This is a genomic window from Cyclobacterium xiamenense, assembly GCF_900109255.1.
GTDB classification, from domain to species: Bacteria; Bacteroidota; Bacteroidia; order Cytophagales; family Cyclobacteriaceae; genus Cyclobacterium; species Cyclobacterium xiamenense.
In genome coordinates this window covers 765530-780372 of the sequence record NZ_FNZH01000002.1, presented here as the reverse complement: position 1 = coordinate 780372, position 14843 = coordinate 765530, and the positions used below count along the sequence as shown (strand labels likewise).

The following is a 14843-nucleotide window of genomic DNA, read 5'->3' as shown; positions in this document are numbered from 1 at the left end:
CTGACCTTTGGGGTTTCCCCAACCCCGAAGGTCTTTCCGAAGAACGTATACGAAAAAAACCATCGAGGTCTCGAAGACCTCAATGGTTATAGAAGAATACTGACCTTTGGGGTTTCCCCAACCCCGAAGGTCTTTCCGAAGAACGTACACGAAAAAAACCATCGAGGTCCCGAAGACCTCAACGGTTTAAGCTATCACCCCCCGGATCCACCCAGAAAGAAGCCGGTTCTTCCAGTGGAAATACATGAATCAATTGGGTGCTGAGCTCGGTACGGTCAATTCCGGAAACTTCAAAAAGCACCTCAAAATACGCAGGCACTCCCCCCAACCGCGCAGCGATTTCAGCTTCTATGGATTGCCGCAGCGCCGCATCGGTGAAATTCTTCAGGCTTTGCGTCGCTCCGGTATCCCAAAGTCCACCGAATAGATAAACGGTATTTTGGTTAGGCCCCGGAAATTTGGCCATAAATCCGTAATCGGTATGGTAGCCATCCGGATCCCCGGAGGGAGAAAAAACCTGCCTCTCCGCACCATCCTTCCCTTCCAGAATCAATGCTTCCCCTTCTTCATCGTAGGCAAAACGCGAGTACTTAAAATAATCTTTGAATAGGCCCAGGGTTTTGAGCATGCCCACCACCACAAAATTCTGGTCATGCAATTCCTTGGGATTGAACCGGGAAATGGTCCGAATGGTGAAGAAATGCCCGGCCGCGTCAAACAGGCGGGTGAGGTCCTTGATCCATTGCAAGCTACCCCGAATGAGCAGGCCATAGGACAAGGCGGTGGTTTGCACGCCCTCCCGACGATCATCCCTTCGAAAAGAGGCAAAATCGGACAGGCCGTTGATATCGGGATCACGGATGGTGCGGCTCATTCCGGCAAGACTGTCCTCCTCCAGGTAGATAAACAAGTCCCCCAAAAATACCGCCGTCGGAAAACCATTATTGACCAAGTCCGACCAGGTACTTTCCCGTAGAGAGCCGTCCTCGCCCCGCCCCAGCTGAAACCAGGCCAGCAGCACCAAGCAGGCAAGGATGCCACCGAACAGGCCGAGCCGAACGGCTTTCTTCTGAACGAGGCGCAAAAGGCCCGATTGATTCTCCGCTTTTTCAAACACAATACCGTAACTGCCCTTCGGTATCCGGAGCCGGTAGGGATCGCTGCTACCCTCGGTTGCGTAGTATTTCCGCAACTTCTCCCGCAATTTGTACACGTATACCCGTATCAGGGTACTTTCAGAGGGATCAAAATCCGGCTTACCAAACACTTCGGCCGCAATAATCGTCTCTTTGGGCGCATCCTCATCCAGGGAACAACGAACCAGAAACCGCAACAAATTGGCATAGGTAGTGGATCGCCCAAAGCCCTTGCTCTTGATGATCTTTTCCGTAAGCTCCAGAAAAACAGCCTTCTCCATCCCGTACTTTTCTTTTATTTCTTAAAGATAATCAATAACTTTAACAGTTAACAAAACGGTTTTTTGCCTTGCATTGCCCGGATTTTTCCAAGTATATTTGGAAAATACCCAAAAGTCAAAAAATCAGTCAAATTCCCAATAGCCATGAAAAGTCGCCGCTTCAATCATCTTTTACCGCTCATCGCTTTGTCCCTGGGCTGGGTCGGTTGCGGCTGGGAAACGCCGGAGAAAATCCAGGAGGCATACCAGGAACTGCCCGAAGCCATCGACTTCAATTACCACGTCAAGCCCATTCTTTCCGACAAATGCTTTGCCTGTCATGGTCCCGACGCGGCCAATCAGGAAGCAGACCTCCGACTAGATCAGGAAGAATTTGCCTTCGCTGCACTGAAAAGCAACGCCGGCAATCATGCCATCGTGCCCGGTTTTCCGGGCAAAAGTGAGCTGGTAAACCGCATTCTATCGGAAGACAAGGAATTGCTCATGCCTCCCCCGGAGTCCAACCTTAGTCTTAGCACGGAGGAAATTGCCATCCTCACCAAGTGGGTCGAGCAGGGTGCCGAATACAAGCCCCATTGGTCCTTTATCCCACCGGAAATAGCGGAGCAGCCAAATCCCGAAACCAATGATTGGACACGGAATGAAATCGACGCTTTTGTGGTCGAAAAGCTGCAGGCCTCCGGCTTGCAACCCGCCGAGGAAGCTAATAAAGAGCTTTTGATCCGCCGGTTGAGCTTTGACCTAACAGGGCTTCCACCCAGCCTGGAGGAAATCCGGCAATTCGTTTCGGATACTTCCGAAGATGCCTACGAAAAACTAGTGGACCGGCTGCTCGCCTCCCCGGCCTACGGTGAACGCATGGCGGCGGACTGGATGGACGTGGCACGGTATGCCGATTCCGACGGCTACCTGGACGACAAACACCGGGATTTCAGCCCCTACCGCGATTGGGTGATCGAAGCCTTTAATCAAAACATGCCCTACGATCAGTTTATTACCTGGCAGATTGCCGGAGACCTGATCGAAAATCCCAGCCAGGAGAGCGTACTCGCTACTGCCTTTAACCGGCTGCATAAACGAAATTCCGAGGCAGGCATCGTCTTTGAAGAATACCGGGCCGAGTACGTGGCTGACCGTACCAATACCGTTGGGAAAGCCATACTGGGACTGAGCATGGAGTGCGCCCGTTGCCACGACCACAAATACGATCCCATCAGCCAGAAAGATTATTACGAGTTTTCGGCCTACTTCAATAGCACCAACGAACTGGGAACAGCCGTTTACGGCCCTGGACAGGTACCCGGTCCTTCCTTGTTGTTGACCAATGAAGAGCAGGATAAACTTTTGGACTACCTGGACAAGCAAATTCACGCCACACAATCCCAGCTGCGGGAATTGGCTGAAACGGGCCCGGATAACGGGCAGCCCGATCCCGAATCCCTGCACGCGGGTCTAATGCAGCTGCAAACCCAGGGACTGGTGGCTTCCTACGATTTTGATAAATTAACACCCCAGCCAGGTGGCAAGGCCTTTAAAAATCCCGGCTGGTCCGGAAACTCCGGTCCGGCACTTATACGGGAACCCGATATTGCGGAAGGAGTACGCGGAAAAGGCATCTTTATCAACGACTTTACCACCCTTTCCCTTCCCGAAAAAGTAGGCTGGTTTGACCAAACGGATCCCTTTTCCGTTTCCCTCTCCGTCTTTCCGGATACCCTTTACAAAGAAGCCGTCTTGTTTACCCACTGCGAGGATATCCGGCTGGGGCTGAAAGGGTACTCGCTGTTCCTGGAAGACAACCGCCTCAATTTCATCATGGCCTACAGCTGGCCCACCAATGCCCTGCAGGTAAAGACGCTGGAACCCATCCCCCCAAAAGAATGGTCCAATATCAGCATTACCTACGATGGCATGGGAAAGGCTTCCGGTATCGGCGTTTACCTGAATGGAGAAAAAGTACCGGTAGAAGTGGAAGCGGATCACATTTACAAGTCCATCCTGTTTGAACCAGATATCCATACCTATGGCTTTAGAGGCTTTGTACTGGGTGTGCGGGACAAGATGAAAACCTTTCTTAACGGTGGTCTGGACGAATTGAAGGTTTACAACCGGGAGCTAACTGCCCTGGAGGTGCAATTTGCCAACAATCCGGAAAAAGCGAAAACCCTGATCGAAAGGCCGAAAAATGCCGGCGAACGGGAACTCATCCGGCAGCATGTGTTTAAATCGGCCAACGAGCAGGCCAAAAAGTTGCAAAAATCGGTATGGGAATACCGAAAGCAACGGGCGGCACACGCCAACGACATCCCGGAAATCATGGTGATGGGCGACCTGCCGGAACCCAGACCCACCTACATTCTGGACCGGGGCCTGTACAGTGCCCCCACCGAACAGGTCTACCCTAACGTTCCGGAGGCGGTCATCCCGGGGGAAACGACCGACTACCCGCAAAACAGACTGGGCCTGGCCCAATGGCTGGTGGATTCGAAAAATCCGCTGACCGCCCGGGTATTTGTAAACCGGCTCTGGCAGATGCATTTCGGTAATGGACTGGTAAAAACCTCGGATGATTTTGGCAGCCAGGGCAGCCTGCCCAGCCATCCCGAGCTGTTGGATTGGCTGGCGGTGACTTTCCGCGAATCCGGCTGGGATATCAAAAAAATGCACAAGTTGATAGCGATGTCGGCCACCTACCGGCAAACCTCCGGAACCAGTCCTGAATTGCAGGAGAAAGATCCTGAAAACGTTTTGTTGGCCCGGGGGCCCAGCTTTCGCATGACTGCGGAGATGATCCGGGACAATGCCCTGGCCATAAGCGGGCTTCTGGCCCCCAAAATTGGAGGGGAAAGTGCCTACCCCTACCAGCCGGAAGGGCTATGGGACGAAATCAGCACCAAATCCTGGCGCTACCGCTATCTGCAGGAACCGGGGGAAGGGCTGTACCGAAGAAGCCTTTACACCATATGGAAAAGAACTTCCGGTCCTCCTTCCATGATGATTTTTGATGTGGGAGACCGAGCCGAATGCACCGTAAAGCGCACCGAAACCAGCACGCCTCTGCAGGCCTTGGTGCTGCTAAATGATCCTCAGTTTGTGGAAGCAGCCCGGGTGACGGCAGAAAAGCTGATGGCACAATACGAACCCGAACAGCGTCTGGAAAACGCGTTTCAATTGAGTACCGGCCGACAGCCGAACGCCAAAGAAAAGGAAATTTTACACCAGTTTTATACCGAGGAGACCGAACGGTTTTCCCAAAATAAAAACGAAGCGCTGGCCTATTTAAGCACCGGGAGCAATCCCCCTAACGCCAACCTGGATCCCGTTCAAGTGGCAGCCCTGGCTACCGTTATCAACGGCATCATGAATACCAGCGACGGATACACCATCAGATAAACACGAAGACAATGAATCGACACGATCATACCGAATTTGGAGAGAGCAGAAGGGGGTTTTTGAAAAAAGCCTCGCTGGGTTTTGGATCCATCGCCCTTTCCAGTCTCTTGGGACAAACGGGAGCCTGGGGTGGAAGCCTGGGCGATCCGGGACGGGGAGGCATTTTGAATGGCACCCATTTTCCCGCCAAAGCAAAACGCGTGATCTACCTTTTTCAATCCGGGGGGCCCTCGCAGATTGAAACCTTTGATTACAAGCCCTCCCTGGCCAAATGGCACGGGAAAGAAATCCCCCCTTCCGTGCAGGGCACCCAGCGAAATTCCGGAATGGTGGCCGATCAATCCACCTTTCCCCTGGTGAAGTCCATCTATGATTTTAAGCAATACGGACAATCCGGCGCCTGGGTAAGCGATTTGTTTCCGTACACTGCACAGGTGGTGGACGAGCTCTGCATCGTCAAATCCATGATCACCGATGCCATCAACCACGAACCCGCCGTCATGTTTATGCAGACGGGCTCTCAGCTAAGCGGCAGGCCTTCCATCGGTTCCTGGCTGAGCTACGGACTGGGCAGTGACAACGAAAACCTGCCCAACTTTGTCGTATTGCTATCGAAAAGTTCCGGTGCCCAACCCCTGAACTCCACTGCCTGGAGCAATGGATTCCTGCCATCCCACCATCAAGGCATCCAATTCCGCTCGGGAAAAGACCCGGTGCTGTACCTCAACAATCCCCACGGCGTGCACGACCATGACCGGCGACGGGCCCTGGACCATATCCGGCAGTTGAACGAGCAGCAATTTGACATCTGGCAAGACCCGGAGATCCAATCCAAAATCAGCCAGTACGAAATGGCCTACAAAATGCAGAATTCGGTTCCGGATGCGGTGGACACCTCCAACGAACCGGATTACATCTACGAATTGTACGGAGAAGATGCGCGAACCCCCGGCACCTATGCTTCCAATTGCCTACAGGCGAGAAGGCTGGCCGAACGGGACGTAAAATTTATTCAGCTGTACCACATGGGCTGGGATCAGCACGGCAGTTTACCCAAAGGCATCAAAAGGCAGGCGCTCAGCACCGATCAGGCAACAGCTGGACTCATCCAGGATCTGAAACAACGGGGGCTGCTGGAAGATACCCTGGTGGTCTGGGGCGGAGAGTTTGGGCGTACCAGTTTCTCCCAGGGCAGGCTAACGGCCGACAACTACGGACGAGACCACCATCCCGGCTGTTTTACCATGTGGATGGCCGGAGCCGGTGTGAAAAAGGGCACCGTCTATGGGGAAACGGACGAATTCAGCTACAACGTAGCCCAAAACCCCGTCCACGTGCATGATTTTCAGGCCACCCTGCTGCACCTGATGGGGATTGACCACGAAAAACTCACTTTCAAACACCAGGGCAGGCGCTTCCGGCTGACGGACGTTCACGGCCAGGTGGTAAAAGATATATTGGCCTGAGATAATCCCCAAACGGGTAATGGACATGAATGAAAGAAGAAAATTCTTGAAAAACACAGTTTTGACTGGAGGCGCACTGTCCGTAACCGGCTTTTCCGCTTTTCACATAAAACCGGCTGCCCCAAAGCTGGAGAAAACCATCCTGGGTCATGGCGATTTCAGGTACCGGGTAGAGAAAGGCTGGGGGGACCTGGACCCGAAAAAACACCCCGTCAAAAATTGCCATGAAATGGTGATGGACAAAATGGGAAGGCTCCTGATGTTGACCGACCATCCCCAAAACAATGTCATTATTTACGATACTTCCGGCAAGTTGCTGGACTCCTGGACCCTTTCCTTTCCGGGTGCCCATGGGCTGAGCATCCATGATGAGGGAGATGCCCAATACCTGTATATTACCGATCCGGGTTTGGGCAGGGTAGTAAAGTGCAGCCTGGATGGAAAAATCCTTTTGGAATTGGAACATCCGGCCAAACTGGGCGCTTATGATGAAACATCCGCGTACAGGCCGACCGAAACCGCCATCGGACCCAACGGGGATATATATGTGGCAGACGGGTATGGCTCGCAGTTTATATTGCAATACGATGCCAAAGGTCAATTCATACGAAAATTTGGTGGGGACAGCTTTCTGCAACCCAACAAATTCAAACAGGCCCATGGGGTAGCGATTGACTACAGGGATTCCGTTAACCCTACCCTGCTCTGTACGGCCCGTATCAAAAACTCCTTCAAGCGGTTTACCCTTGATGGGGAGTACATCGAAGAATACTACCTACCGGGTGCCTTTGTCAGCCGTCCTGTAGTGGATGGAGAAAACATCTATTCAGGCGTCTGCTTTGGCATGACGGAGGGCAATTATAATATGCAACTGAACAAAGGCTTCGTCACCATTCTGGACAAAGAAAATCGGGTAGTCTCCAATCCGGGAGGTACAGAGCCTCAGTATGAAAATGGAAAATTAACACTCATGCTACAGGAACAACCGGTATTCCGGCATTGCCACGATGTATGCCTGGACCTGGACAAAAACCTGTATGTCTGCCAGTGGAATGCCGATGGGGTGTATCCGTACAAGTTGCACCGGGTTTAATTTTTAACCTTTGGCAGGAACAACGTTTTCCTCCGGTATTTCACATAAGGTACCGGCGTTGGTTGCAGACGTGGATTCGACCTGTTTTCAAAATAAATCCTCATTCCCAGGCTGTTATCGTGGAAATGCACGGAGGAAGGCGCGGAAATCTTTCGAAAACCGGGACTGCCACATCGTAGTGCCTACAAAAAAGGGTTCGCCGTGACGATAATGCTGGATTTTACGTAGGTTTTTGATTCGAACTTATGTTACAAGGAACATCCTCTACTGGTTGGATACCTTGTCTGGGGTGCCTGAGCGGAGTCGGGCCTCGGTAGGGGCAGCCTAAAAAAAGCAGGGGCTGATCATTCGATGGATTGATGGTTGGTGTTCATCGAGCATCCCAATGGCGCTGGATTGTATACCAGGTGCGTTCGCCTGTCGAAGGAACGATGTGTTGACGCGTTGATTTCTAACTTATCACAGCGAAGAAAATCCGCTTCTTCATAGCTGTTTGCGATTTCACCATAGCGCTGCAATGGCACAATCTCCAAAACAGACTGCTTCATGTAAACACAGCCTACCCTTCATGAAGTCCGAGTTGGCACTACAATTCCATTGCATAATTCCGTCTATTTGGATTCGCGATAATAAGATTCACCCATCAAACCTTAATTTTTCCAAAGTCGGCAATTCTGGATTTTAAACTAACTTATTTTATAAAAATTATATTTATTTTTAGAATTCACCTAGCAATCTTAACTTTAAACCAACATGCCTAAATGTGTTGTACAAATTCATTTTGAATAATAGTGTGTAAAACTTTGTTAGCGGGGTAGGATTAATAGGTAATTTTGTTACTTGCCTATTATTCTCTGACATAATGGCAATAATTGTTTTCTGTAATGCATTATGGTGCAACCCCCTATACTTTTTATTAACAGAAAGTAAAATTTCAATAAGTTGTCTTGAATTGTATGGAGATTTAATAATTTTATTTAATGCCAGTTGTTGGGTCCGACCCTTGCTAAGCCAAATTCCCATCCGATCTTCCCAATACAAGAAATCCATAAAATCATAACCTATCTTTTTAAACCCGCACGTACTCTTCAGCCATTCCTTGTAAACTAATGTAGGGAATTTCAATTTCCGATACCCTGTAAGAAATGTCAAATCCTCAGCGGTAACATTTTTTGCATATCCGAAAACACTCCTTGCAATTTCGAAAACATTCCCATTGATGTACACTTGGCCCTTAAAAGCATCTTCAAATACATCATTTGGAGGAAAATCAAGACTCTTTTTCACGGCTAATACATCCTTCATTTTTGGAATTTTAGAAGCATCTAAAACGACGCGTTTTTTACCATAAGCACGAGTTAATTTTCCGGATAGAATAATATCATGGTGATTATCAGACATGTTTAACCTCTTAAAGACGTAATAGGTGCATTTTTCTTCAGGAATTTCTAAACTTGCCAAAAATAATATTCTACTGTCATAGCCTCCGGTAACTGCCATGGCAATCTTATGGTGTCTATTGGAGATTGCTTTTAAATAGCCTTTGATCATGGTCGCTGCTTTCCTCCCTGCATCATTCATAGACCTTTCAGGCAAATTTTTATTGGGATAAAACCTTGTGACTTTTCCACTTTTGAGATCAATAAAATGGTTGCAATTTAAATGCTTAACATTCTTAACTTGTGTTGAATCACCAAGGAGTAGCTTTCGTTTCTTAAATACGTCTGAATTATAAAATTCAATCGCATGTTTATTGTCATGAGGAATCAATTCCATTCCCTGAGCAAGCAGGGAAACCTGTGAGGCAACGTTATCAAACGATAAATCATAATAGATTTCTCTTTGACCAGTCGCATCATTAAAAATAATTAATGATTCATCCGAATAAAAAATAATGATAAACTCTCCGGTATATTTTGAAACGCTTTCAAATAATGTTGACGCTGAACCTTTTGACAATTCGTCGATGATTTCTTGGTCAGTTAATTCCGGGAATTCCCAATCATATAGAGACCCAATTAAATATAAACTTGGATTCCCCGTGGAGTTTTTAACCAGGTTGATAGTTGGATGGCAAAAAAGGGTAAAATCTTCATTTCCAATAGATTCCTTTTTCCAATTTAATTGGTTCCATTTTTCTTTAAAACTATGAGATCTGGTCAGTAAGAATTGATTTAGAAACATATTTAAGTCATATTATTATTAACGCCGGATAATACGATGAATTATCTATAAATTGATAGAACCGATTCTAAATCAGTAAATTACTTGCTATTATCTATTTCATTATAAACTGGCTACGCCTTAGTCTCAAACTAGCTTAATTTTCTTGGGATTACACCACTTCCTGAAAAAACGGACAGGCGCTCCAAATCCTATACTAATCCGGAATAAAGATATTGAAAAAAATTATACTATTACTGCAATATTAATTTAAAAATTAGCATATCATTTTTGAAATATGGGTAAATGTCTTCCTGAAGATTTTTTACGGATGGTTTTCCTATGCGCTATTCTTTTTTCAAAACCTACCCGATTCCAAAACTACACAGCACTATAGCGGTGGATGATGCCAACTTTTGAATTTCCCCTTTTGTTAGTGAATTTATACTTTTGCCACTAACCTACATCCTGGAAATCGCTGTTCTCATTTAAATCCAACGTCCAAAAAAACACGAACTTTAAAATTATCGAGCTTTGGATTTTCAAGCATATGCTCAAATTTTATACGATACTCCCCCTTAGGTAATGGCACATTCCCTGGATAGCTCAGGTACCCCAGGTACCTTCGGTTTTTGCGAAGTCTCCTAACCATATAACCCTAATGACAGCCTCCTCACCGGATGCAAGCGTTCGGCCCAGACCTAAATCTAAACCGATTAATTTTGGATTTAGGCAAAAAATCCTGAATAACGCTACACGGATAGGAAAGGCCAGGACCAAATGCCTAAACCGGAATATCATATCCTTGTTTTAACCCTGGCAGTTGGATGAGCTGGTGGAGCTGATCCGGGGAAAGGTATTCAGACAGGCAGCAGCGCCCAAGCTTATTCATCAACGAATCTCCAGGAAAATTTTTAACCCCATTTGTAATTTCCTTCAGGGAAAACGCTGCGAAGTATTTTCTGCTCCTTTTGATGTGCGTTTACCCGTTTCCTCCAGGGACCTAACAAAATCGATACCCTGGTGCAGCCGGATCTTTGTGTGGTCTGCGATCCGGAGAAACTGGATGAGCTGGGCTGCGTGGGTGCCCCGGACCTGATCGTGGAGATCCTCTCTCCGGGAAATAACAAGAAAGAGATTCAACTATAATACGAAGTGTACGAAGCCTCCGGTGTGAAGGAATACTGGGTGGTACATCCCGACGAACGTACATTGCTGATCTATACCCTGGAATCCGGGAAATACCGCCCCTCCCGGCTGTTTACTTTTGGGGATCGGATAAGGTCGCAGGCTCTTCCTGGTTTTGAATTGGATTTGGATGAGGTGTTTTGGGGATTGTAGGTTCAGCCAAGAAAGTTTTATTCAAGTTTAGTAAACGAGATAACTTCTAAACCACCCTAATCCTGAAAAAAGGCAACCTGATCGTATATTTGTCACCAATTATTGACAATTATTGATTACTTTTGTCAGGTATAGATGACAAAATTATGGAGGTTTTGTATGCTTTTCATGACAATCTTATTAAACAGATAAATAATGGCTTCTTTCGTTTTCTAATGCAAACCATTAATTGGGAGCAACGGATGCTTGCCATTAAGGGTCCCCGTGGCTCAGGGAAAACCACCTTGATCTTGCAATATATCCGTTACCATCTGAAACAACCTCGCGAAAAGGTTTTGTATATAACAGCGGACTATTATTGGTTTTACACCCACAACCTGGTAGAAACAGCGGATGAATTCTATAAAAATGGAGGCAGGTTCTTATTTATTGATGAGGTACACAAATATCCAAATTGGTCCAGGGAATTAAAGAATATCTACGATGGGTATCCAGATTTAAGGGTTGTTTTTTCCTCTTCTTCTGCACTGGATATTTACAGGGGTGATGCTGATTTAAGTAGACGGGTGATCTCCTATGATTTGCCGGGTTTATCATTTCGGGAATTTTTAAATTTGGAGGCAAACCTGAAAATTTCAGCAATCCCCTGGCATGATCTGATAAGCAGACCGAATGAACTTGCCAGGGATATTGTCAATGATATACAGCCTTTGCCTTTTTTTAAGCAATACCTACGGCATGGCTATTTCCCATACTTTAAAGAGAGTATCCCCGAAGAACTTCCCTTACGCTTGAACCAGACAATAAATACCGTGGTGGAAACAGATTTGGCATTTATACAAGGATATAGCCAAGGGACTGCATTCAAGGTTAAAAAACTTTTAGGGGTGCTGGCTGAGTCAGTTCCGTTCAAACCCAATATCTCCGCATTGGCCAGGAAGTTGGATGTAAGCAGAGAAACCGTTTACGCATGGCTTGTCCACTTGAACAAAGCCCGGATGCTAAATCTGCTTTTATCCAAGGGGAAAGGAGTCTCAACCTTACAAAAGCCAGAAAAAGTTTACCTGGAAAACACCAATTTGGCTTTTGCCATGAAAACCCACCCTGACTTGGGAGCAATCAGAGAAACCTTTTTGCTTAATCAATTAATCAATGCAAACCTACCTGTCACCTTGCCCCAATCGGGTGATTTTTTTGCGTCTGGAATCCATATTGAAGTAGGGGGCAAAAATAAAAAAGCCACCCAGGTAAAAACGGAACCGTCATTCCTGGTTGCAGCAGACGACATAGAAATTGGGTTTGGCACGAAGGTTCCTTTATGGCTTTTTGGTTTTCTATATTGAAACTTAGATCGCCACTACTGCTTCAGGAATTTGCTTTTTCGATTTGTATATTCATATTTTCATACACTCAGTATGGGCAATAATCCTGTAAGGTGTGGAATCCCAACAAACCCTATTGAATCATCTGGGTTTAATGGTATAATTGCGTATCGAATGACTAGTAATCCACCCAAGATGAACAAATCCTCCCTTATTTTAGCTTTTCTCAGCATTTTAATCGTTGCTGCCGCTTGCTCTGAGCGTAAAAAACAGAATCAAACCTCAGAGGATGTATCAACTAACTTCTTGCAGGATAAAACGTTTTTAGAAAAATACGACCCCCAACTTGTAGAGCTGAGTACAGAAGACAATCAGGCCAAAGTCCTGGTATCCCCCAACTACCAGGGGAAGGTGTTCACCTCCACCGCAGCAGGCGACCACGGAGAAAGTTTTGGCTGGATCAACTACGAGGCATTTGAAGGCCCCCTGGACAGGCACATGAATGCCTATGGAGGCGAAAGCCGCCTATGGCTGGGACCGGAAGGAAATACCTTCTCTTTGTTCTTTGGACCAGGGAAAAAAATGGAATTTGAAAACTGGCACACGCCTGCGGCCATCGACCACGAGGCCTGGGAAAAAATCGAGGCGGGCCCGAAAGAAGTATCCCTGGCCAAATCCACATCCATTACCAACTATCAGGGCACCGAGTTTTCCTTAAAAATATACCGGACCATTACCCTTCTTGAAAAGGAAGGTATTTTAGCAAACACCGGATTGACCGCCGACTTTTCCTCCATCAAGATGGTAGGATACGAAACCATCAATTCCATTCAAAATACCGGAGACTTTCCATGCACCCGAGAAACCGGAGCTCCCTGCATCTGGGTCTTGGATATGTTCAAACCCAGCCCGGAAACCACCATTGTGCTACCTCTCCAACCAAATGAAACAAAAGCAGGCCTCACCGCCAACTATTTCGGAACGATTCCGGAGGAAAGAATAGCCATCACCAACAACCACCTGTTCCTAAAGGCCGATGGCCAAAGCAGAGGGAAAGTAGGTGTCTCTCCCGAAAGAGCCCTTCCCATGGCCGGCAGCTACGATCCCCTCCACAAGGTATTGACGATTACTACCTTCGATATAAGTTCGGAATTGCCCTACCTGAATCAGGAATGGAACACCGAAGCCGATCCCTTCAAAGGAGATGCCGTCAACGCCTATAACGACGGGCCATTGGCGGATGGCAGCCAGATGGGGCCGTTTTACGAATTAGAGAGCGTTTCTCCCGCTGCCTTTCTTTCTCCGGGCGAAAGCATGGCGCATTTCCACCGTGTCTACCACTTTACCGGAAACGAAAGCACATTGGATACAATCACCCGGCAATTACTGGGGATTTCCATCGCTGAGATTAATGCGGTATTTAATCCGAAATAAGCAATTACTTTCAAGCGGATCCGCCCCGTCGCTAAAATTCATCTTTCCAGGTGACCAATTGAGGTCTTCGAATTTGAGCTTAATTGATTTTTTCTGCCTTCAAGACTATATATTCTGGATCCGCATACCGCAATAAATGATACAAAGGAAGAAAAGCGTTACATGGAAATTGCAAACCAATGCTTTCCTGCGACTTCTGATAGGAAAAGCTCATTTTGAACATGCCCCTACCCGCTTCTGGAAAAAAATAACTTAAAGAATTGTGCCATTCCTGGGGAATAGCAAACAGATCTGTTGGTACCCCAAACAGCATTAAGGTATCGGACTTAGCACCTATGGTTGCCACCAGGTAGCCTTTGCCTTCTCCTTTACTTGTCATTACAGTAGCATCCCGAACGCAGGGATGGTGCCCAATCAGGTACCCTTCGGCCTGAAAAACGGGTGTTTCATCATTGTCCTGGCATCCGCCAAGAATCGGTAAAAGAAAAACCATTCCTACCCAAATCAACCAATTGCCTGTAAAAACTGCATTAGGCTTGATCGTGAAAAGTCTAATTTTCGGAATGGTTATGGCACCTGGTTTTAAAGATAGTTGAAATGGTAATAAACGGGGATGGTTCGCAAATGCTGTACTGTTTTCTGGGATACCCCCCGATTCTGTATTGAAAATAGAAATGATTTCCAGCTAGAATATACTCCTCAAGTTCCGTTCTATCAGGCAACTGGGAGAGAAAAAGGGTGTCTACGCTGGCAACTATGGAATTGGCGTAGGTCTCGGAATTGAACATTCCTTCCCAATTCATTGCGATATCACTTTCTCCCAAAATCTCAACGACCATACCCTCGCAATACGCCCCTGTATACCTCCCTTGAAGACAGACTTCTTCCAATTCTTTTTCCAAACAACCTCCAGCGCAAAAACCGACCAGAGCGAGCAGGATCAAAAGAACATAGCTATTCCCAATCGACTCCTTGTTCATTTTTTTTATCTGCTTAAAAATATCATTTGATTAGAATAGAGGTGCGTGATAAAGATCTGAATCAATGTACTAAATTTTACGCTAATAAAGCCATTACGCATCAAGTGGTGAAAACGCAACATCTAAACCTTAATTACCCATCCATAAGAAATCAAGCCACAGGCTTAAATCGGACTCTCGTTGTTGGTTTCCTAATCGCCAGGGCTGCCTATTTTTAGGATGGAAAATCTTAAG

9 protein-coding genes and 1 pseudogene are annotated in these 14843 nt (G+C 46.9%); 6 read left to right on the top strand and 4 right to left on the bottom strand.

The genetic code is table 11. From position 1 onward, the window contains the following. Positions 1-178: 178 nt before the first annotated feature. A complete protein-coding gene (locus BMW71_RS08010; RefSeq protein WP_092171849.1) occupies positions 179-1417 on the bottom strand; it encodes a hypothetical protein in 1239 nt (412 codons plus the stop codon). Between the two features lie 144 nt (positions 1418-1561). On the opposite strand from BMW71_RS08010, the gene BMW71_RS08005 reads away from it, so the two are divergent. Genes BMW71_RS08005 through BMW71_RS07995 form a run of 3 tightly spaced genes read left to right on the top strand, consistent with a single transcriptional unit; the run spans position 1562 to position 7369 of the window. Further along, positions 1562-4810 carry a DUF1553 domain-containing protein gene (locus BMW71_RS08005; protein ID WP_092171846.1) on the top strand — a complete coding sequence of 1083 codons (3249 nt, stop codon included), beginning with the start codon at positions 1562-1564 and terminating at the stop codon, positions 4808-4810. 11 nt (positions 4811-4821) lie between these two features. Further along, positions 4822-6276, top strand: coding sequence for a DUF1501 domain-containing protein (locus BMW71_RS08000; RefSeq protein ID WP_092171843.1), 1455 nt, complete (start codon positions 4822-4824; stop codon positions 6274-6276). Between the two features lie 25 nt (positions 6277-6301). Beyond that, a complete protein-coding gene (locus BMW71_RS07995; RefSeq protein ID WP_092172812.1) occupies positions 6302-7369 on the top strand; it encodes an NHL repeat-containing protein in 1068 nt (355 codons plus the stop codon). Between the two features lie 717 nt (positions 7370-8086). Here the strand turns inward: BMW71_RS07995 and BMW71_RS07990 are convergent. Then, on the bottom strand, positions 8087-9553 hold the full coding sequence (locus BMW71_RS07990) for a hypothetical protein (protein WP_092171841.1): 1467 nt from the start codon (positions 9551-9553) through the stop codon (positions 8087-8089). Between the two features lie 796 nt (positions 9554-10349). Between BMW71_RS07990 and BMW71_RS07985 the strand changes: the two are divergent. The 3 genes and pseudogenes from BMW71_RS07985 to BMW71_RS07975 all read left to right on the top strand — a co-directional run. Further along, positions 10350-10873 (top strand): annotated as a pseudogene (locus BMW71_RS07985) (Uma2 family endonuclease); the annotation flags it as partial. 122 nt (positions 10874-10995) lie between these two features. Next, a complete protein-coding gene (locus tag BMW71_RS07980) occupies positions 10996-12216 on the top strand; it encodes an ATP-binding protein (RefSeq protein WP_218145568.1) in 1221 nt (406 codons plus the stop codon). 153 nt (positions 12217-12369) lie between these two features. Then, positions 12370-13629 carry a DUF6786 family protein gene (locus BMW71_RS07975; protein ID WP_244891117.1) on the top strand — a complete coding sequence of 420 codons (1260 nt, stop codon included), beginning with the start codon at positions 12370-12372 and terminating at the stop codon, positions 13627-13629. Between the two features lie 79 nt (positions 13630-13708). Here the strand turns inward: BMW71_RS07975 and BMW71_RS07970 are convergent, their stop codons facing one another. Both BMW71_RS07970 and BMW71_RS07965 read right to left on the bottom strand, forming a co-directional pair. Next, a complete protein-coding gene (locus tag BMW71_RS07970; protein ID WP_244891116.1) occupies positions 13709-14137 on the bottom strand; it encodes a hypothetical protein in 429 nt (142 codons plus the stop codon). A 43-nt stretch (positions 14138-14180) separates the two neighbouring features. Continuing rightward, positions 14181-14609, bottom strand: a complete 429-nt coding sequence (locus BMW71_RS07965; protein ID WP_092171831.1) for a hypothetical protein — start codon at positions 14607-14609, stop codon at positions 14181-14183. Positions 14610-14843: the final 234 nt, after the last annotated feature.